Annotated in this window: 17 protein-coding genes and 1 tRNA gene; 12 read left to right on the top strand and 6 right to left on the bottom strand. The window is 63.5% G+C overall.

Annotation, left to right across the window (positions count from 1 at the left end):
• The first annotated feature begins 13 nt into the window (after positions 1 to 13).
• The 8 genes from IRZ77_RS15655 to IRZ77_RS15620 all read left to right on the top strand — a co-directional run bounded on the left by IRZ77_RS15655 (position 14) and on the right by IRZ77_RS15620 (position 10,252).
• Complete coding sequence (locus IRZ77_RS15655; protein WP_085601396.1) at positions 14 to 775, top strand: SDR family NAD(P)-dependent oxidoreductase; 762 nt, start codon at positions 14 to 16, stop codon at positions 773 to 775.
• Between the two features lie 272 nt (positions 776 to 1,047).
• Positions 1,048 to 4,116: a formate dehydrogenase-N subunit alpha gene (gene fdnG / locus IRZ77_RS15650; RefSeq protein ID WP_146190409.1), complete on the top strand. Its 3,069-nt coding sequence runs from the start codon at positions 1,048 to 1,050 to the stop codon at positions 4,114 to 4,116.
• Entirely contained in the window at positions 4,116 to 5,066 is a 951-nt protein-coding gene (gene fdxH, locus IRZ77_RS15645) for a formate dehydrogenase subunit beta (protein ID WP_046615930.1), read from the top strand. The genes fdnG and fdxH overlap by 1 nt, the downstream gene beginning before the upstream one ends.
• Complete coding sequence (locus tag IRZ77_RS15640; protein WP_196173899.1) at positions 5,063 to 5,719, top strand: formate dehydrogenase subunit gamma; 657 nt, start codon at positions 5,063 to 5,065, stop codon at positions 5,717 to 5,719. The genes fdxH and IRZ77_RS15640 overlap by 4 nt, the downstream gene beginning before the upstream one ends.
• A gap of 4 nt (positions 5,720 to 5,723) precedes the next feature.
• Positions 5,724 to 6,644 (top strand): formate dehydrogenase accessory protein FdhE, encoded by a 921-nt coding sequence (gene fdhE, locus IRZ77_RS15635; RefSeq protein WP_108481580.1) that lies wholly within the window; start codon positions 5,724 to 5,726, stop codon positions 6,642 to 6,644.
• A 159-nt stretch (positions 6,645 to 6,803) separates the two neighbouring features.
• Positions 6,804 to 8,231 carry an L-seryl-tRNA(Sec) selenium transferase gene (gene selA / locus IRZ77_RS15630; RefSeq protein WP_196173897.1) on the top strand — a complete coding sequence of 476 codons (1,428 nt, stop codon included), beginning with the start codon at positions 6,804 to 6,806 and terminating at the stop codon, positions 8,229 to 8,231.
• Positions 8,228 to 10,150 (top strand): selenocysteine-specific translation elongation factor, encoded by a 1,923-nt coding sequence (gene selB, locus IRZ77_RS15625; RefSeq protein WP_196173895.1) that lies wholly within the window; start codon positions 8,228 to 8,230, stop codon positions 10,148 to 10,150. The genes selA and selB overlap by 4 nt, the downstream gene beginning before the upstream one ends.
• A gap of 6 nt (positions 10,151 to 10,156) precedes the next feature.
• A tRNA-Sec gene (locus IRZ77_RS15620) sits at positions 10,157 to 10,252 on the top strand.
• A 126-nt stretch (positions 10,253 to 10,378) separates the two neighbouring features.
• On the opposite strand, the gene IRZ77_RS15615 is transcribed toward IRZ77_RS15620, so the two are convergent.
• Together IRZ77_RS15615 and IRZ77_RS15610 are read right to left on the bottom strand one after the other, a co-directional pair.
• Positions 10,379 to 11,368 (bottom strand): asparaginase, encoded by a 990-nt coding sequence (locus tag IRZ77_RS15615; protein ID WP_408003940.1) that lies wholly within the window; start codon positions 11,366 to 11,368, stop codon positions 10,379 to 10,381.
• A 72-nt stretch (positions 11,369 to 11,440) separates the two neighbouring features.
• Entirely contained in the window at positions 11,441 to 12,883 is a 1,443-nt protein-coding gene (locus IRZ77_RS15610) for an alanine/glycine:cation symporter family protein (RefSeq protein ID WP_046615936.1), read from the bottom strand.
• Positions 12,884 to 13,062: 179 nt separating this feature from the next.
• On the opposite strand from IRZ77_RS15610, the gene IRZ77_RS15605 reads away from it, so the two are divergent.
• The gene (locus IRZ77_RS15605; RefSeq protein ID WP_085601402.1) at positions 13,063 to 13,872 is read left to right on the top strand and encodes a helix-turn-helix domain-containing protein; all 810 of its coding nucleotides are present in this window, start codon (positions 13,063 to 13,065) and stop codon (positions 13,870 to 13,872) included.
• 8 nt (positions 13,873 to 13,880) lie between these two features.
• On the opposite strand, the gene IRZ77_RS15600 is transcribed toward IRZ77_RS15605, so the two are convergent.
• Both IRZ77_RS15600 and IRZ77_RS15595 read right to left on the bottom strand, forming a co-directional pair.
• Complete coding sequence (locus IRZ77_RS15600) at positions 13,881 to 14,675, bottom strand: TSUP family transporter (protein WP_196173891.1); 795 nt, start codon at positions 14,673 to 14,675, stop codon at positions 13,881 to 13,883.
• Positions 14,676 to 14,692: 17 nt separating this feature from the next.
• Positions 14,693 to 15,733: a Fe(II)-2OG oxygenase family protein gene (locus IRZ77_RS15595; protein ID WP_196173889.1), complete on the bottom strand. Its 1,041-nt coding sequence runs from the start codon at positions 15,731 to 15,733 to the stop codon at positions 14,693 to 14,695.
• A gap of 264 nt (positions 15,734 to 15,997) precedes the next feature.
• Here IRZ77_RS15595 and IRZ77_RS15590 point away from each other — a divergent pair, with 264 nt between their 5' ends.
• Positions 15,998 to 16,882: a sugar nucleotide-binding protein gene (locus tag IRZ77_RS15590; RefSeq protein WP_046615940.1), complete on the top strand. Its 885-nt coding sequence runs from the start codon at positions 15,998 to 16,000 to the stop codon at positions 16,880 to 16,882.
• Positions 16,875 to 17,807, top strand: coding sequence for an NAD-dependent epimerase/dehydratase family protein (locus IRZ77_RS15585; RefSeq protein ID WP_046615941.1), 933 nt, complete (start codon positions 16,875 to 16,877; stop codon positions 17,805 to 17,807). Before IRZ77_RS15590 ends, IRZ77_RS15585 begins: the two co-directional genes overlap by 8 nt.
• Before the next feature lie 112 nt (positions 17,808 to 17,919).
• On the opposite strand, the gene IRZ77_RS15580 is transcribed toward IRZ77_RS15585, so the two are convergent.
• Positions 17,920 to 18,363: a winged helix-turn-helix transcriptional regulator gene (locus IRZ77_RS15580; RefSeq protein ID WP_046615942.1), complete on the bottom strand. Its 444-nt coding sequence runs from the start codon at positions 18,361 to 18,363 to the stop codon at positions 17,920 to 17,922.
• A 102-nt stretch (positions 18,364 to 18,465) separates the two neighbouring features.
• On the opposite strand from IRZ77_RS15580, the gene IRZ77_RS15575 reads away from it, so the two are divergent.
• Positions 18,466 to 19,671, top strand: a complete 1,206-nt coding sequence (locus IRZ77_RS15575; RefSeq protein WP_196173887.1) for an MFS transporter — start codon at positions 18,466 to 18,468, stop codon at positions 19,669 to 19,671.
• Here the strand turns inward: IRZ77_RS15575 and IRZ77_RS15570 are convergent.
• A complete protein-coding gene (locus IRZ77_RS15570) occupies positions 19,659 to 20,342 on the bottom strand; it encodes an OmpW/AlkL family protein (protein ID WP_046615944.1) in 684 nt (227 codons plus the stop codon). The two genes, IRZ77_RS15575 and IRZ77_RS15570, sit on opposite strands and share 13 nt — an antisense overlap.
• Positions 20,343 to 20,358 lie beyond the last annotated feature (16 nt).

Below are 20,358 nucleotides of genomic sequence, written 5' to 3'. Positions count from 1 at the left end.
TAGGAGACAACTGATGAAAACCGCATTCGTAACCGGCGCCTCCTCGGGCTTTGGCCGCGCCATCTGCCGTACCTTGATCGGCAAAGGCTACCGCGTGATCGGTGGTGCCCGGCGCATGGACAAGCTGCAAGCGCTGGAGGCCGAGCTGGGCGTCAATTTCATTCCGCTGGCGCTGGACGTCACCGACCCGTTGTCGCTCGAGACGGCGGTCGAGCAGATTCGTGATGCTTCGCTGCAGATCGACCTGCTGGTCAACAATGCCGGGCTGGCGCTGGGCGTGGACCGTGCCCAGGCAAGCAGTGCGGAAAACTGGCAGCGAATGATCGACACCAACATCACCGGCCTGGCCATGGTCACCCACAAGATCCTGCCGCAGATGGTGGAAAGCGACAGTGGCATGATCATCAACATCGGCTCGATCGCCGGCACCTACCCCTACCCAGGCGGTAATGTGTATGGCGCCAGCAAGGCCTTTGTCCGCCAGTTCAGCCTCAACCTGCGCGCCGACCTGGCGGGCACCCGCGTGCGAGTGAGCAACATCGAGCCTGGGCTGTGCTCGGGGACCGATTTCTCGGTGGTGCGCCTGAATGGTGACCTGGATGCCGTGCAGGCGCTGTATCGGGATGTGGAGGCCATCCTGCCCGAGGACATCGCGGCCACGGTGGCATGGATTGCCGAGCAGCCGGCGCATGTGAACATCAATACCATCGAGATCATGCCGGTGGCGCAGAGCAGCGCGGCGCTGAACGTAGTGCGCAACCTGCCGCTTTGCTGATCGGCCGATGGTGGATGGCACCGGCGTTGCCGGTGTTCGCGAGCACGCCCGCTCCCACAGAAATAGCGCCGTGCTTCGGGCATGTGCAGTACCTGTGGGAGCGTTTTTACCCGCGAATCAGGCAACACAGCGCCTTCAACTGACCCATGTCATCGCACCTTCTCGATTCTTGGCTAGTCTTAACTCTTGGCGGCCATCAATTGGCCGCCACCGTGACTACCAAGAGGCGCCGGCCATGTTCCGTGCGTCCACCACCTGATCAGGAGTGCACGATGGACCTGAACCGTCGGCAGTTCTTCAAGGTCGCCGCCGTCGGCCTTGGAGGCTCGAGCCTTGCGGCGTTGGGCATGGCCCCTACACCAGCATTTGCCGAGCAGGTGCGTCACTTCAAGCTGGCGCATACCAAGGAAACCCGTAACACCTGCCCTTACTGCTCGGTCGGCTGCGGCCTGATCATGTACAGCCAGGGCGATGCGGGCAAGAACGTCAAACAGAACATCATCCATATCGAAGGTGACGCCGACCACCCGGTCAACCGCGGCACCCTCTGCCCGAAAGGCGCTGGCCTGCTGGACTTCATCCACAGCCCGAGCCGCCTGCAGTACCCCGAGGTACGCAAGCCGGGCAGCCAGGAGTGGGTGCGGGTCAGCTGGGATGAGGCGCTCGATCGCGTCGCCGACCTGATGAAGCAGGACCGCGACGCCAACTTCATAGAAAAGAACGCCCAGGGGCAAACGGTCAACCGTTGGATCACCACCGGTTTTCTCGCTGCTTCCGCCGCCTCCAGCGAGGCTGGCTACCTGACCCACAAGGTCGTCCGCGCAACAGGCATGCTGGGGTTCGATAACCAGGCTCGTGTCTGACATGGCCCGACGGTGGCAAGTCTTGCCCCGACGTACGGCCGTGGCGCCATGACCAATCACTGGTCCGATATCGCCAACGCGAATCTGGTCCTGGTAATGGGTGGCAACGCAGCAGAAGCGCATCCGTGCGGCTTCAAGTGGGTGACCGAGGCCAAGGCGCACAACAAGGCGCGGCTGATCGTGGTCGACCCGCGGTTTACCCGTACCGCTTCGGTGGCGGACTACTACGCACCGATCCGTACTGGTACCGATATCGCCTTCATGGGCGGGCTGATCAATTACCTGCTGAGCAACGACAAGATCCAGCACGAGTACGTGCGCAACTACACCGATGTGTCGTTCATCGTCAAAGAGAACTATGGCTTCGAGGATGGCCTGTTCAGCGGCTACGACGAGGCCAAGCGCGTGTATGCCGACAAGTCCGGCTGGGGTTACGAGCTGGGTGAGGACGGTTTTGCCAAGGTCGACCCGACCCTGCAGCACCCGCGCTGCGTGTTCCAGCTGATGAAGCAGCACTACAGCCGCTATACCCCGGAACTGGCGAGCATGACCTGTGGCATGCCGCAGGACGCCATGCTGAAGATCTGGGAAGAGATCGCCACCTGCTCGGTACCGGGCAAGACCATGACGATCCTCTACGCGCTGGGCTGGACGCAGCACTCGATCGGCGCTCAGATCATCCGCAGCGCGGCCATGGTCCAGTTGCTGCTTGGCAACGTCGGCATGCCAGGTGGCGGTGTCAACGCCTTGAGGGGGCACTCCAACATCCAGGGCCTGACCGACCTTGGGCTGCTGTCCAACTCGCTGCCGGGCTACCTGACCCTGGCTGGCGACGCAGAGCAGGACTATGCCGCCTATATCGACAAGCGCGCCTCCAAGCCGCTGCGCCCTGGGCAACTGTCGTATTGGCAGAACTACGGCAAGTTCCACGTCAGCCTGATGAAAGCCTGGTACGGCGCCAATGCCACCGCAGAGAACAACTGGGGCTACGACTGGTTGCCCAAGCTCGATGTACCGGCCTACGACGTGCTGCGCATGTTCGAGATGATGGGCCAAGGCAAGGTCAACGGCTACATGTGCCAGGGTTTCAACCCGATTGCCGCGTTGCCGGACAAGAACCGCGTAACCGCGGCCCTGGGCAAGCTCAAGTGGCTGGTGATCATGGACCCGCTGGCCACCGAGACCTCGGAGTTCTGGCGCAACGCCGGGCCGTTCAACGATGTCGACACGGCCAATATCCAGACCGAAGTGATCCGCCTGCCCACCACCTGCTTTGCCGAGGAAGACGGCTCGCTGGTCAACAGCAGCCGCTGGCTGCAGTGGCACTGGAAGGGCGCCGACGGCCCGGGCGAGACCCGCACCGACGTTCACATCATGAGCGAGCTGTTCCTGCGCCTGCGCCAACGCTACCAGGCCGAGGGCGGCGCCTACCCTGATGCGCTGATGAACATCAGCTGGCCGTACAAGGTCCCTGAAGAGCCATCCCCGGAGGAGCTGGCCAAGGAAATGAACGGCTGGGCGGTGACCGACGTCACCGACCCGACTGGCGCAGTGATCAAGGCCGGCCAGCAACTGGCGGGCTTTGGCCAGCTCAAGGACGACGGCAGCACCGCGTCCGGCTGCTGGATCTTCGCCGGCAGCTGGACCGAGCAGGGTAACCAGATGGCTCGTCGTGACAACAGCGACCCGTACGGCATGCACCAGGTGCAGAACTGGGCCTGGGCCTGGCCAGCCAACCGCCGCATCCTCTACAACCGTGCCTCCAGCGACCCGCAAGGCAAGCCGTGGGACCCGGAGAAGAAACGCCTGGTGTGGTGGAACGGCAAGGCCTGGACCGGCACAGACGTGCCTGACTTCAAGGTCGACTCGCCGCCTGAGGCGGGGATGAACCCGTTCATCATGAACCCCGAAGGCGTGGCGCGGTTCTTCGCCATCGACAAGATGGCCGAAGGCCCGTTCCCCGAGCACTACGAGCCGTTCGAGACGCCGATTGGCATCAATCCGCTGCACCCGCAGAACAAGAAGGCCACCAGCAACCCGGCTGGGCGGGTCTTCGATTCGGTGTGGGACAGCCTCGGCAAGCACGACGAGTTCCCCTACGCGGCGACCACGTACCGGCTGACGGAGCACTTCCACTTCTGGAGCAAGCATTGCCGGCTGAACGCCATCGCCCAGCCCGAGCAGTTCGTCGAAATCGGCGAGGTGCTGGCCAACGAGAAAGGTATCAAGGCCGGCGACCGGGTGCGGGTGTCGAGCAAGCGCGGGCATATCGATGCGGTGGCGGTGGTGACCAAGCGGATTCGCCCGCTCAAGGTCAACAACCAGACCGTGCACCAGATCGGCATCCCACTGCACTGGGGTTTCACCGGGGCTACGCGGCATGGCTATCTGACAAACACCCTGGTGCCTTTCCTGGGTGACGGCAATACCCAGACGCCAGAGTCCAAGTCGTTCCTCGTCAAAGTGGAGAAACTCTGATGGCCAGCCAAGACATCATCGCCCGCTCGGCCACCACCACCGTACCGCCTTCGGTACGCCAGCAGCAGGAAGTCGCCAAGCTGATCGACACTACCAAGTGCATCGGCTGCAAGGCCTGCCAGGTGGCGTGTTCGGAGTGGAACGAACTGCGTGACGAGGTCGGCCACAACCACGGCACCTACGACAATCCCCAGGACCTCACCGCCGAGACCTGGACCCTGATGCGCTTCACCGAGCACGAGCGCGACGACGGCAACCTGGAGTGGCTGATTCGCAAGGACGGCTGCATGCACTGCGCCGAGCCAGGTTGCCTGAAGGCGTGCCCGAGCCCGGGGGCAATCATCAAGCACGCCAACGGCATCGTCGACTTCAACCAGGACCACTGCATCGGTTGTGGCTATTGCATCACCGGTTGCCCGTTCAACATCCCGCGCATCTCGCAGAAGGACCACAAGGCGTACAAGTGCACCCTGTGTTCCGACCGCGTGACCGTGGGCCTGGAGCCGGCCTGTGTGAAAACCTGCCCGACCGGGGCGATCGTGTTCGGCACCAAGGACGAGATGAAGGTTCATGCAGCCGAACGCATCGTCGACCTCAAATCGCGGGGCTACGACAAGGCCGGGCTGTACGACCCGGATGGCGTCGGTGGCACCCACGTGATGTATGTGTTGCACCATGCCGACACGCCGAAGCTGTACGCCGGCCTGCCGGACCAGCCGGTGATCAGCCCGCTGGTGGGGCTGTGGAAGGGCTTCACCAAGCCGCTGGCGCTGCTTGCCATGGGCGCGGCGGTGCTGGCCGGGTTTTTCCACTATGTGCGGGTCGGGCCACAGCGGGTGGAAGAGGACGAACATCCGATACCTGCGGATGAAAGCGTGCACCAGGTGGACCCGTCGGTCCATGTCTATGATCCGACCAAGCCCGGTGGGCAAGGGGAGCAGCGGCCATGAACGACAACAAACCCATCCTGCGCTACAACGCCAACGAGCGCAGCAACCACTGGGTCGTCGCGATCCTGTTCGTCCTGGCTGGCCTGTCGGGGCTTGCGCTGTTCCATCCGGCACTGTTCTGGCTCAGCAACCTGTTCGGCGGTGGGCCGTGGACACGCATCCTGCACCCCTTCATCGGGGTGGCGATGTTCGTGTTCTTCCTCGGCCTGGTGCTGCGTTTCTGGCGGGCCAACTTCATCACTGCCAACGACCGCCTGTGGCTACGCCGCGTGGACCAGGTGATGCTCAACAAGGAGGAGGGTGTACCACCGATCGGCAAGTACAACGCCGGGCAGAAACTGTTGTTCTGGACCCTGCTGGTGTGCATGCTGGTTCTGTTGGTCAGCGGCGTGGTGATCTGGCGCGCATACTTCAGCCATTTGTTCGGCATCGAGGTCATTCGCCTGTCCGCGCTGCTCCACGCACTGGCGGCGTTCGTGCTGATCCTCAGCATCATCGTGCACATCTACGCCGGCATCTGGATCAAAGGTTCGATCGGCGCCATGCTGCATGGCTGGGTCAGCCGCGCCTGGGCGCGCAAGCACCATGAGTTGTGGTACCGCGAAGTGACCGGCGACAAGACGCCGGGCAATCACGGACGAAAAGAAGGATGAGCGCTTGAGCACGATACTCGAACCCGGGCAGATCGAAGCGTCGGCGGTGATGCCGCCGTTTCTGCACCTGCCCCCCGCCAACCTGTTCGAACTGCGCGCCGCGCGCCTGGAGCAGTTGGCCGAGGGCAATGCCCTTGGCGAATATCTGAAGCTGGTGGCTCGTTTGTGCCTTATCCAGCAGCAGCTTGTGAATAACCCGCCCGCTGGCATGCCGGTGGCCGAGGAGCGTCAGCGCCTGTGCATAAGTCATGGTTTGCCGCCTCTGGCGGCGGACAGCCTGGTGCGTGAGGGGCCGTGGCTGGTCTGGTTGCAAGCCTTGCTTGAGCATCTCGACGCGTACACCAGTGGTCCGTTGGGGGAGGCGCTGCAAGCCCTGCACAGCAGTGACGACCATCAACGCAAGGGTTGGGGCATTGCCTTGCTTGCCGGTCAGTACGATGCCGTGCCTGCGGCGCTGGTGCCGTTCATAGGGGCGGCCTTGCAGGCGGCCTGGTCCAGCTGGTTGCTGGCGCTGCCCACGCCAGAGCTCAAGCCTGCCGGCAGCCTGGCCCAGTGCCCGGCCTGCGGTTCGCCGGCGATGGCCGGGGTGGTGCGCAACCGCGGCAAGCACAATGGCCTGCGCTACCTGGCTTGTTCGCTGTGTGCCTGCGAATGGCATGTGGTGCGGGTCAAGTGCGTGTACTGCGAGTCGAGCAAGGACCTGCGCTATACCAGCCTTGACGATGACCGCCATGCGCCGGGCAAGGCGCCGCTGCGCGCGGAGTGCTGCCCGGAGTGCGAGAGCTACCTGAAGCAGAATTACCTGGAAAACGATGCTGCGGCCGAGCCGCTGGCCGATGACCTGGCCAGCCTGGCACTGGACATTCGCCTGGACGAGGAGGGGTTTCATCGGTTGGCACCGAACCTGATGCTCGCACCCGGGTAGTGGAGAGTGTCTACACTGTAAGACCGAGTCGCCTTCTTCGCAGGTAAACCCGCTCCCGCGGGGCCAGCGCAGCTATTGAGGCTTGCGCTGCCGCTGTGGGAGCGGGTTTACCCGCGAAGAGGCCAGTACAGACAACGGATCAGTCCAAGGTAGTACCGCATGTCCTCCAGCCTTGCCAGCGACACCCCACGCCTGCCCTCCATCGACACCCTTTTGCGCCACCCAGCCTGCCTCCCGCTGATCGACCGCCACGGCCGCGACGCGGTCCTCGCCACCCTGCGGCAATTGCTCGATGACCTGCGCGACCCCGCCCGCACCGGCCAGCTCAGCGCTGCCGAACTGGCTGCTGAAGTCCTGCTGGGCCGCACTGGCGAACGCTTGGCTACACAGCAACGCAGCCAGGTCCGCCGTGTGTTCAACCTTACCGGCACCGTGTTGCACACCAACCTAGGCCGCGCCCTGTTGCCAGAGGAGGCCATCGAGGCGATGCAGACCGCCGCTCGCTACCCGCTCAACCTGGAATTCGACCTGACCACCGGCAAGCGCGGCGATCGTGATGACCTGATCGAAGGCCTGATCCGCGAGTTGACCGGCGCCGAAGCCGTAACCGTGGTCAACAACAACGCCGCCGCCGTGCTGCTGGCGCTCAACAGCCTGGGCGCCCGCAAGGAGGGGGTCATCTCCCGCGGCGAACTGATCGAGATCGGCGGTGCCTTCCGCATCCCCGACATCATGGCCCGCGCCGGCGTGAAGCTGCACGAAGTCGGCACCACCAACCGCACCCACGCCCGTGACTACGAGGCCGCCATCAGCCCACGTACCGGCCTGCTGATGCGGGTGCATTGCAGCAACTACAGCATCCAGGGCTTCACTACCCAGGTGCCCACCGGCGAGCTGGCGCGCATCGCCCACCAACATGACCTGCCGCTGCTCGAAGACCTGGGCAGCGGCAGCCTGCTTGACCTTACCCGCTGGGGCCTGCCCGCCGAGCCGACCGTGCGCCAGGCCCTGGCTGACGGCGCCGATATCGTCACCTTCAGCGGCGACAAACTGCTGGGCGGGCCGCAAGCCGGGATCATCGTCGGGCGCAAGGAGCTGATCGCCAGGATCAAGAAGAACCCGCTCAAGCGCGCGCTGCGTGTCGACAAGATCACCCTGGCCGCACTCGAAGCGGTGCTGGCGCTGTACCGCAACCCCGACCGCCTGGCCGAGCGCCTGCCCAGTCTGCGCCTGTTGACCCGCAGCCAAGCCGAAATCCAGTCCCAGGCCGAGCGTCTGGCGCCAGAGCTCAAGGCCCGCCTCGGCGAGCAATGGGCGGTCAGCGTGGAACCGGCGCTGGGTATGATCGGCAGTGGCAGCCAACCGGTGGCCCGCCTGCCGAGCGCGGCGTTGTGCCTGCGCCCGCAGGTGTCGAAGAAGTTGCGCGGGCGCAGCCTGCATGTTCTGGAGCGGGCCTTGCGTGACTTGCCGGTGCCGGTGCTCGGCCGTATCGCCGATGACGCACTGTGGCTGGACCTGCGCCAACTGGATGACGAAGCCCAGTGGCTGGCGCAGTTGCCTGCCTTGCAATTGGGGCCGGTACAGTGATCGTTGGTACCGCCGGCCACATCGACCACGGCAAGACCGCACTGCTCCAGGCCCTGACCGGCCAAGCCGGTGACCATCGCCAGGAGGAGCGCGCCCGTGGCATGACCATCGACCTTGGCTACCGCTATGCGGCGCTGACCGAGGGGGTAGCGCTGACCGGCTTCATCGACGTACCGGGCCATGAGCGCTTTATCCACAACATGCTGGCCGGCGCCCACGGTATCGACCTGGTGCTGTTGGTGGTGGCGGCCGACGACGGGGTGATGCCACAAACCCGAGAGCACCTGGCGATCATCGAACTGCTGGGGATCCCCCAGGCCTTGGTGGCGATCAGCAAATGCGACCGGGTAGAGCCAACCCGCCTGGCCGAGGTGCAGGCACAGGTCAGCGAACTGCTGGCGCCGGGCCCTTATGCCGGTGCACGGCAGTTTCCGTTGTCGAGTGTGACCGGCGAAGGTATCGATGCCCTGCGCCAGGCCGTGCTGGCCGCGCAACAGCGCGTACGCCAGCGCAGCGTGCGTGGCGGTTTCCGTCTGGCCGTCGACCGCGCCTTCGCCGTTACCGGTGCGGGTATCGTGGTCACGGGCACGGCGCTGGCCGGGCGGGTGAGTGCCGGCGACACCCTGTTGCTGGGCAAGGCCGGCAAACCGGTGCGGGTGCGTGGCCTGCATGCACAGAACCAGGCCGCGCTGGTGGCCGAGGCGGGCCAGCGGGTGGCACTGAACATCGCTGCCGAACGGCTGACGGTGGAGCAGGTGCGCCGGGGTGACTGGCTGGTGCCCGAGTGGCTGCACGCTCCCAGCGTGCGGGTGGATATCGAGCTGAACCTGTTGCCGGGCGAGACCCGTACCTTCGAACATTTCAGCGCTGTGCACGTGCACCTCGGCACCCAGGACGTAACCGCCCGGGTGGCTTTGCTCGAAGGTGAAACCCTGGCGGCGGGCCAGCGCATGTTCGCCCAGTTGCTGCTGAACGCGCCGCTGCAGGCGGTACACGGCGATCGTCTGGTACTGCGCGACCAGCGTGCCCAGCGCACCCTGGGGGGCGGCAAGGTGCTCGACCCGTTCGCCCCAAGCCGTCAGCGTCGCAGCGATGAGCGCCTGCGCCAATTACAGGTGCTGCGCGATGCCGAGGACCTGGAGCAGGCCCTGCCGGCACTGCTTGCCAGCGCACCAGGGGGGATCGACCCGCAGCGTCTGGAGCGGCAGTTCAATCGCTTGCGCGAAACCTGGCAGTTGCCGGAAGACGTGCAGGTGATTGCCACGCGGCAGGGTCAACTGCTGTTTGCCAGTGCCCGGTGGCAGGCGCTCAAGCGCCAGGTGCTGGAGCAGTTGGCACTGTTCCATGAACAGGAGCCCGACCAGCTCGGCCCGGACCGCGACCGCCTGCGTCGTTTTGCTGCCTTGCCGCTGGAGCGGCCCGCTTTTGTCAGCCTGCTGGATGAGTTGCTCGAGGACGGCGCCGTTGCCAGTAGCGGGCCTTGGTTGCATCTGCCTGATCACAAGGTCCAGCTGAGCGAAGCCGACAGTGTGTTATGGGCGAGTCTGCAACCGAAGTTGCTGGCGGGGCAATACGATCCGCCCTGGGTCAGGACGCTTGCAAGCGAGGAAAACTGTGCCGAAGCCGATGTGCGCCTGTTGCTGCGCAAGCTGGCCCGGCTGGGCCTGGTGCACCAGGTGGTGCGCGACCTGTTCTACCCCGAGGCAACGCTACAGCGCATGGCAGAGCTGCTGCTGGGGCAGGCCAGTGAAACGTCGATAGTGCAGGTTGCCGCGTTTCGCGATATGTTGGGCATCGGTCGCAAGCGCAGTGTGCAGATTCTGGAGTACTTCGACCGCATCGGCCTGACCCGGAGGGTGGCCGATCAGCGTCACATTCGCGCCGACAGCGCCCTGGCCCAGCAGCAGGCCAGGCACTGAGTTCAAGGAAGGCAATCGCGCCCGGTGGCGCGGCCGGGCTTCAAACCCGGTTGGGGACGGCAGCCGTTCCCGGGCAGGTTCGACTCCCGCTGCCTTCCGCCATTTTCTTTTGCCTGTCAGGGCCCTATCGCCGGCAAGCCAGCTCCCACAGGTACTCCACAGGCCTCAGGCCTTGTGTTATCCCTGTGGGAGCTGGCTTGCCGGCGATAGGGCCAGACCAGGCAACACTCAGGCCCGTTCCCCACACAGATCCAGGGCAAACCACCGTTCTGCCGTGTCGACATCCAGCCCAGCCCCCAGCAGCGCAACCATCTTGGCCAGCGCCGCCTCCCGGGTCATGCCCCCGCCACTGATTAGCCCGGCCCCGCGCAAGCGGTTACCCGCCGCATAGGTGTCGAACATCACCGACCCCTCAGGGCACTGGCTGATAGCCGCCAGCATCACGCCCCGCTGGCGTGCCGCGCTCAGCACATCCAGCAACGCCTGGTCATCCGATGGCCCGGTACCGCTGCCGTAGCACTCCAGCAGCAACCCCTGCACGCCGCTGCCCAGCAGTGCCTGCAAGTGCCCGGCCTGCAGGCCCGGGAACACCGGCACTACCGCCAGGTTGACCGGTTGGCGCGGGTGCTTGTAGCCAAGTTCGGCTGGGATCGCCGTGGCGCGCTCACTGTCACGATGACGCGGTAGCGCGGCAAAGGCATCGAACGCCTCGCTGCGCAGCTTCGACGCCCGGCAGCCATGCAGCAGCTGCCCATGGAAATACAGTTGCACGCCATCTTCCAGCCCTTGTTCGAACTGGCGCAGTGCGCCACACAGGTTGCCCCAGGCGTCGCTGTCCGCGGCACCCGCCGGCAGCATCGAGCCGGTCAGCAGCACTGGCACCGGCAGGCCCAGCAGCAGGAACGACAATGCCGCAGCGCTGTAGGCCAGGCTGTCTGTGCCATGCAGCACCAGCACGCCGTCATGGCCAGCCACTTCTACCGCTGCGACGATGGCATCGCGCATCGCCAGCCAGTTGTGCTGTTGCATGTTGGCGCTGTCGAGCAGGGGGTTCAGTTCCAGCAGGGTCCATTGCACCTGGGGCGCATCGGCCAACCGGGAGAAGTGTTCACGCATCCGCGCTTCGAAACCACCGGCCGGCGCCAGGCCTTCCGGTGTTTCGAGCATGCCGATGGTGCCACCGGTATAGAGAACGAGAAGATTCTTTACTACACGCATGGAAAACATCCGGAGCGATGAGCGGAGAAAGAAAAGCCGCCCGCGAACGGGGCGGCTGGGCAGGGCAGGATATCAGCGCTGCGTCTGGGCTTGGCCAACCGCTTTGTCAGTGGCTGTTTCCGCCTGCGGATTGGCAGGCCAGGCATTGCGGTCCAGGTCCAGGTCGGTGAACTTGGCCGAGTCGAACACTGGCTGGTCGACGCCCGCCTTGCGCTGCTCGTCGTAGTCGCGCATCACGCGCAGGCCGACCTTGAACAGCAGGGCCAAGGCCACCAGGTTGACGAAGGCCAGGCAGGTCATGGTGATGTCGGCGAAGGCGAACACGGTCGACAGGTCCTGCATCGAACCCCATACCACCAGCGCCAGTACCAGGCCACGGAACACCATCAGTACCACGCGGTTGCGGCTGAGGAACTGCAGGCTGTTCTCGCCCAGGTAGTAGTTGTAGAGGATGCAGGTGAAGACGAACAGCGACAGCGCCACGCTGACGAACACGCGGCCCCAGTCACCGACCACGGCGGCCAGCGAGTTCTGGGTCAGGACGATGCCGTCACCTTCGAAGCCCGGGGTGTAGAAGCCCGACAGCAGGATCAGCAACGCGGTGCAGGTGCAGATCACGAAGGTGTCGAGGAACACGCTGAAGGCCTGGACAACGCCCTGGGCACCAGGGTGTTTCACGGCGGCCACGGCGGCGACGTTCGGCGCACTGCCCAGGCCCGCTTCGTTGGCGAACACACCACGCTTCACGCCCATGACGATGGCGCTGCCGAGCAGGCCGCCGAATGCCGGGTCGAGGCCGAAGGCGCTCTTGAAGATGGTTTCCAGCATGGCCGGCACGTGTTCGATCTGGGTGCCGATCACGTACAGGGTCACGCCGATGTAGGCCAGGGTCTTGACCGGTACCAGCAGGTCGGACACCGCGGCGATGCGCTTGATGCCGCCGATGAATGTGATGGCCAGCAGCACGGCGAGTACGATGCCGGTGTGCTTGGGGTCGAAGGCAAAGGCGTTCTGCAGCGAGTGGGTCACGGTGTACGACTGCAGGCCGATGAAGGCGAAGCCGTAGGTGACCAGCAGCAGGATCGAGAACACGATGGCCATGCTTTTCAGCTTCAGGCCGTGCTGGATGTAGTAGGCCGGGCCACCACGGTACAGCCCATCGCCATCGGCGCGCTTGTAGACCTGGGCCAGGGTGCATTCGAAGAAGCTGCTGGACATGCCCACCAGTGCGGTGACCCACATCCAGAACACAGCGCCTGGTCCACCCAGCGTCACGGCAATGCCGACACCGGCGATGTTACCGGCGCCCACGCGGCCGGCCAGGCTCAGCATCAGGGCCTGGAAGGAACTCAGCTGGCCTGCCTGGCCACGCAGCGATTCCTTGAACACACCGAACATGTGGCCAAAATGACGGAACTGGACGAACCGGGAACGGATGGTGAAGTAGCTACCCAGCCCTACGATCAGCACAATGAGAAGTTTCCCCGAGAGGAAATCGTTGAGTACTTCGAGCATTGGAAAATGACCTCGATTCTTATTGTTCGTGTGGAAAGACCAGCGGACGGCAGGCGCACCGCTATTCGTTGGGGCGCATGGTTGGCTATGACAAGAGTGGTTACAATTTCGCGGGTTGCTCTGATTTGATGCGACTTGATGCTACACTGGCATCATTCGCGTCACCTGAGTCCCCTGCCATGAGCGATCATTTCGCTACCAATCTGAAATTGGCCTGCAGCCACTACCGCTCTATCTCCGAAGTTTGCCGCCAGCTGTCGATCAATCGCGCGCAGTTCAACAAGTACCTGAGCGGGCAGAGCCGTCCGACGGCTTACAACCTCAAGCGCATCGGCGATTTCTTCGGGGTCGAGGACTACGAACTGAGCCTGCCGGCCGATCAGTTCGCCCGCCTGATTGGCGCCCGTGTATCGCCGCTGGCCGAGCAGCCCGGCGACCCTATCAGTGAATTGTTCCGCCCACTGCATGAACACGCCGGCAACCTGTCGCGCTATTGCGGTTACTACTTCGAGTATTCCAACTGCATGTCGGTGCCGGGCACGATCCTGGTGTCGCTGGTGCACCTGTGGGAAGAGCGGGGCCGCTTCCTGTTCGAGCGCCAGGAACGCCAGGAACGCTCCAGCGCCACCGACCAGCATGCCGAGGTGCGTTGCCGCTACCTGGGCGCGGCGTTCCAGTTGCAGGACCGGGTGTTCCTGATCGACTACGAGTCGCTCACCTTCAACGAAATGAGCCAGACCATCCTCATCCCCAGCTTCAAAAGCCGCATCACCCGCCTGAACGGCTTGAAGGCCGGCGTCTCCAGCGGCGACCGGCGCAACCCGGCCTGCACCCGGGTGGTGTGGGAATACCTGGGCGAGGAGATCAATCGCATCAATGCCTACCGGCAGGTAAAACTGTACCGGCCGGATGATCCACGCATAGATGACGATGTGCGTGAGCGGCTGAGCGTGGGCCCGTTGCGTAACAGCCTGTTCGAGATCGAGTGATGTATTTTTCAGAGAAAAAGTTGATGTAACCACTCGCCAATCGGGTTGCCTGGGTCGAGCAGCAACTTGATCGCCATGATGCAGCAAACACTGACCAGCAATGGCTTGATCAGCCGTGGGCCAAAGTGCACTGCGCAGCGTGCGCCCAATTGAGCCCCCGCAAAAGCCGCGAACGCCATTGCCAGGGCCAGTGGCCAGATGATCGCCCCGCTGATTGAAAAGACTGACAATGCGCCCAGGTTACAGGCTGCGTTCAAAAGCTTGCTGGTACACACAGCTTGTATCAAGTGCTGGCCCAGGAGGATCACGCAGGCCAGCATGAAGAACGAGCCGACACCAGGGCCGAAGATACCGTCATAAAAGCCGATGATCGGTGCAACCGTCACGCAGAACAGGCTGGTCGATATCTTTGCCTTGCGCGCTTGTTCATTCGGCTTTGGGCTGAAGGCAAAGTAGGCGGCTATCAGAATCAGCAGTGGTGGGACGCACGCCTGCAGAACGCTTTTGGGCACGTAAGTTATCGACAATGCACCCAACGCCCCTCCGATAAACGACATGACAGCCATTGGGCTGCCCCGTCGCCAGTCGATCATGCCTTTGCGGGCGAAGGCGCACGTAGCCGAAACCGTAGCCGAAGCCGCCTGGAACTTGTTGGTGGCAATTGCCGCCAAGGGTTCGATACCGGCAATGAACAACACCGGGAGCGTGATCAGGCCCCCACCACCGGCGATAGCATCGAAAAAGCCGGCTATCAGTGCCACCAGTGCGAGCGTCAGAACAAGCGTTACGTCGAATTCGATCATTGGGTGTTTTCCTGGGATCAGCCACGCACCAGCAGTGGGTCTTCAGCGAGCACCAACGGTACCGCGAAGGGGGAGTATCCGAATTGACGGATGAGCAGCCGCCGGTTGTCCTGGACCATGTCGCGGCCGTGCAAGGCCCGACTGTTGTTGATCAACAGAGCGCTGTCAGGCTGCAGGACAAACGCCAGTGGTCGTGCGTTATCCAGTGCTTTCTGAAAGGAGTCGAAGGCGCGCGCCGCTGCGCTGCAGGCGCGTTCATTCAGGCTGAAGCGATAGCTGTTGTAACGAACAGAGAAACCACCATTGGGCTCGAATTGCAGAATTGAAACTGCTTTGCCTGCATTGCCCTTCCCGTGAGCGAAGCAGTCACTGCGGGTGAAGTCGAAAGACGTTGAAGACAGCGCAAGTGTGTCCAGGCTACCCAAGCGTTCGATGATTTCCCGGAGCGGGAAGACATTCGTAGGTTCATTGGCGGGGTTCCAGCGCGCAGTCAGAATAAGTGCAGAGGGAGCAGGGGAGTTGGCATTGGTGGAAATTGTCGAGCAGTTGTAGGGCGCTTCAGTGTGCGGCCCCAAGCGCAAGCCCGCATGCGAGCTGGTTTCAACTTCCAGGCAGGGGTCTTCGTCAAGCCGCGGAACGCGGCCACCGCCCTTGAAGTTGCCGACCAGGCGAACCTGTTTACCATCGTTGTCTATATCGAAGGCGAAATTGCGGTAGCGCACGAGCTCCAGCAGCAGTTGATTGCGGGAGGCAAGGTATTGGCATCGAGGGTTTTGCGCCAGGGCGGAAATATCTGGCAGGTACTCTGGTATTGGCTCGTTGGCACAAGGCATCTGCCTGTACATCAAGGCAGATAGCTGGCCTTCACTGAAGCGTTGTAACAGCGCGCGCTGTTCCTCACTCAAGGCTCGCTCGAGTTGATCGGCGAATATACGAGCCTGAAGTGCTACACCTTTGGCCTCCGGGCCACCCAAGTCAGCAATGGTCTGGCTTGCAAAGGTTATGGCCTTGCTTTGCTCCGGGCTGAAATCCAGGTATGCAACTTCCGAATGAGGCATTGAACGTTCCCTGTACTTGTTTTTGTGAAGCTCCCCGGCTGGCAAGTGGGGGAGTCAACTATTCAATGCGGTTGTGCTGCTGCATGAAAGTCAGCTCGTTCCTGGTATGTCGTAGGAGATTTCTGCCTGTGGTGGTGTTGAAATGTGGAACTTTGGAATCACTACCGCCTGTGGCATCGAAAGGGGCCGGTGTTGGACTTCCCCGCCCGGAAACCGCAAAATGACCCCTTTCCTTCAATCAACCTCTCCGGATCTGCTGACTCTATGCGTATGCGCCTAATGCTGTTGGGTGGTGGCAATGCCCTCGGGCAAGCGCTGATTCGTCTTGGGGCCGAGGAGGACATCGCATTCCTGGCGCCGCGCCCGCCCGAGAACGGCTGGACGCCGGCCAGCCTCACTCAGTTGCTCGACGATCATCGTCCCGATGCCTTGGTCAACCTGGCCTATTACTTCGACTGGTTCCAGGCCGAGTCGGTCAGTGAGCAGCGCCTTGCCCAGCAGGAACGGGCTGTGGAGCGCCTGGCAGAGCTGTGCCAGCACCACCAGATCACCTTGGTGCAGCCTTCCAGCTACCGCGTGTTCGATGGCTCGCGGGCCACGGCCTACAGCGAAAAGGACGAGCCGATGCCGCTGGGCCTTCGTGGCCAGGCCCTGTGGCGCATCGAGCAGAGCGTGCGCGCGGCTTGCCCGCAGCACGTGCTGTTGCGCTTTGGTTGGCTGCTCGACGAAAGCATCGACGGGGCGCTGGGTCGCTTCCTGACCCGTGCCGAGCAACCCCAGGAACTGCTGCTGGCGGATGACCGGCGTGGCAACCCGACGCCGGTCGACGACGCCGCCCGAGTGATCCTCTCGGTGCTCAAGCAACTTGATTGCAGTGCGCCGCTGTGGGGCACTTACCATTACGCCGGCAACGAGGCGACCACGCCGCTGGCGCTGGGCCAGGCGATCCTTACCGAAGCAGGCCAGTACCGCCAGTTGGCCGTGCAGGCACCGACGCCGCAGGCCCATGCCGCTCGGCCGGATGCCAGCGAAGAGCCGCAGCACGCAGTACTGGCCTGCAAGAAAATCCTTCATACCTTCGGCATCAAGCCGCGCGCCTGGCGTGCCGGCCTGCCGCCTCTACTGGACCGGTTCTACCGCCATGGCTGACGCCCCCATCCTGATCACCGGCGGTGCCGGCTTCATTGGCTCCCACCTGTGCGATGCGTTATTGGACAAAGGCTACGCCGTACGCATTCTCGACGATTTTTCCACTGGCCAGCGGGGCAACCTGCAGGTCGACCACCCACGCCTGGAACTGGTTGAAGGCGATGTTGCCGATGCCGGGCTGGTCACGCAGGTTGCGGCTGGCTGCAGTGCCGTGGTGCACCTGGCAGCGGTTGCCTCGGTGCAGGCCTCGGTGGAGGACCCGGTGCGGACCCACCAGAGCAATTTCATCGGCACCCTCAACGTGTGCGAAGCCATGCGCGTGCATGGGTTGCGCCGGGTGCTGTTCGCCTCCAGTGCGGCGGTGTACGGCAACAATGGTGAAGGCGAGTCGATTGCCGAAGACACCCCCAAGGCGCCGCTGACCCCGTATGCAGTGGACAAGCTGGCCAGTGAGCAGTACCTGGACTTCTACCGTCGCCAGCATGGCCTGGAGCCGGTGGTGTTCCGCTTCTTCAATATCTTCGGGCCGCGCCAGGACCCATCATCGCCGTATTCCGGGGTGATCAGCATCTTCTCCGAGCGCGCTGTGAAGGGTTTGCCGATTACGGTGTTCGGTGACGGTGAGCAGACCCGGGACTTCCTGTACGTGGGCGATCTGGTGCAAGTGATGGTGCAGGCGCTGGAGCAGCCGCAGGTCGAGGAGGGGGCGGTGAATATCGGCCTCAACCAGGCAACGTCGCTCAACCAGTTGCTGGCAGCGCTTGAGAAGGTGGTGGGTAGCTTGCCGGCGGTCAGTTATGTGGCGGCACGTTCGGGTGACATTCGCCATTCGCGGGCGGATAACCAGCGCTTGTTGGCGCGGTTCGAGTTTCCGCAGGCGACGCCGATGGTCGAGGGGCTGGCGCGGCTTTTGGGCAAGGGCTGAAATTCTTGGGGGCGCTTTGCGCCCCTATCGCCGGCAAGCCAGCTCCCAAAAGGGCGAGTACGCGATCCTGTGGCAGTTGGCTTGCTGGCGATAGGCTGCGCAGCAACTTTCATCATCGATGCCGCACCACTTTTCGCAAGCAATCCCCTGCCGCCAGCACCCGCCCATCCCGGGCCCGCACCTGCAGTGTTTCCAGCGCCTGCCCCGTATCGCCATCCACCAACTCCGAACGCAGCTCGCCCGCCTCGAACAGAAACCGCTCCCCCCACTGCCTCAAGCCAACCACCACCGGGAACACCGATCGTCCTTTTTCGGTCAGCACATACTCCTTGTAGGCACTGCCATCCGAAGCCGGCTGCAGCGTCAGCAGCCCGCTTTCCACCAGCCACTTCAAACGTGAGGCGAGGATGTTCTTCGCCAGCCCCAGGTTTTTCTGAAACTCACTGAAGCGCCGCAGGCCATCGAAGGCGTCGCGCAGGATCATCAGCGCCCAACGGTCTCCCAGCACCTCCAGGGCACGGGCGACGGGGCATTGCGTATTGTTTTCATCGAGCATGGATGGGGCCTTTCGCGTTCATCTGGTTGCAGATTAAAACTACATTTGCTAAATAGCCAGCGTGTGGTTTCAATTCGAAACCAGATTGACGAGGCCGGCCCGATGAACCCTGCACTGACACGCTGGATAACCCTGCTGCTGGCCATCACCAGCGCCATGGCCGTGGCGACAGTGTATTTCGCCCAGCCCCTGCTGGAGTCGATGGCCGCTGACCTGGGCGTGGCGCAGCAGCGGATTGGTTGGGTAGTTGGCGCGACCCAGGCGGGCTATGTCCTGGGGTTGTTGCTGATCGTGCCGCTGGGGGACCTGATCGACCGTAAGCGGCTGTTACTCGGGCAGCTGCTGTTCTCGGCCCTGGCGCTGATTGGTGTAGGCATGGCGCCCAACTGGGCGCTAATGCTGTTGGCCCTTGTCATCACCGGGTTGATGGCGGTCATGGTGCAGGTGATGGTGGCGCATGCCGCGAGCCTTGCCGCCCCCGGCCAGCAAGGGCAGGCCGTGGGCACCGTCACCAGCGGCGTGGTGCTGGGCATTCTGCTGGCGCGGCTGGTCTCGGGCGGGCTTGCCGACCTGGCTGGCTGGCGTAGTGTGTACCTGGTTGCCGCGGGGCTGCTGATGCTGCTGGCCCTGGTGCTGTGGCGCAACCTGCCCACGGGGCAACCGGGGTCGCTGCGGTCTGGTTATCGGGCGCTGATCGTTGCTCAGTTCAGGCTGTACCGGCACGACCGGCTGCTGCGTCAGCGCGGGTTGTTCGGCGTGTTGATCTTCGCTGCGTTCAGCGTGCTCTGGAGTGCCATGGTCATGCCCCTGAGTGCCGAGCCACTGGCGCTGAGCCATACCGAGATCGGTCTGTTCGGCCTGGCGGGTGTTGCCGGCACGTTGGCGGCAGCGCGCGCCGGTCGCCTGGCCGACCAGGGGCTAGCGGAGCGCACCACCGGGGTAGCGCTGGTTCTGCTGGTGCTGTCCTGGCTGCCCACGGCCTTCGTCGGGCATTCACTGATGGCCTTCGGGGTGGGTGTGCTGATGTTGGACTTTGCCGTGCAGGCAGTGCATGTCACCAACCAGAGCCTGCTGCTGGCCGGGCGTGGCGCAATGGCCAGCCGGTTGATCGGCGCCTACATGTGCAGCTATTCGCTTGGCAGTGGAGTGGGGGCAGTGCTGGCGAGCTGGATGTATGCCCATTGGGGTTGGGCAGCGGTGTGTGGGCTTGGGATGGGCATCAGCGCGGTGGCGCTGGGGGATTGGCTATGGCTGCAGCGCGCAAGGGCGGCCGAAGCCGCCCTGCAGTGTTCAGGTCAGAACTTGTAGCCAAGGCCGACCATGTACACCCACGGGTCGACATCGACATCGACCTTGGTCTTGCTGTAGCCCAGTGCGCTCGGGCCGTTGACGCTGGCCTTGGTGTCGATGTCGACGTACCAGACCGATGCGTTGACCAGCAAGTTGTCGGTGATCATGTAGTCCATGCCCAGCTGGCCGGCGATGCCGACCGAGTCTTGCAGCTTCAGGTTGCTGAAGCCCTGCTGTTTGCGTGCACTACTGAGGTCTTCATCGAAGAACAGGGTGTAGTTGATGCCGACGCCGGCATACGGCTGGAACTTGGAAGTCGGTTCCATCGGGTAGTACTGCAACGACAGGGTCGGTGGCAATTGCTTGATGTCGGCCAGCTTGCCGTCCAGGCCGCCGCCCAGACCTTTGACGCCGACGGTGTGCTTGAACGGGGTGGCTGCCAGCAGCTCCAGGCCGATATGGTCGGTGAGCATATAGGCGAAGGTCAGGCCCAGTTGGGTGTCGCTGTCCAGAGTCGCCTTGGTGCCCGAGACTTTGTTGCCGTCGAATTTCAGGTCGCCGCTGCTTTCGTTGGGAGCGGTGGTAATGGCACCTGCGCGGACGATGATATCGCCTGCCTGGTGGGCGTGGGCGACAGGGGCAGCGAGCGCCAGGGCCGCGAGGGCGGCGCTGAGCAAGGACTTGTTCATGGAAGCTCCCAGAGGA

It is taken from the genome of Pseudomonas pudica (assembly GCF_015680405.1).
Lineage (GTDB): Bacteria > Pseudomonadota > Gammaproteobacteria > Pseudomonadales > Pseudomonadaceae > Aquipseudomonas > Aquipseudomonas pudica.
Note: the sequence above shows the minus strand (reverse complement) of the source record. Positions and strands in the feature narration are given on the sequence as shown.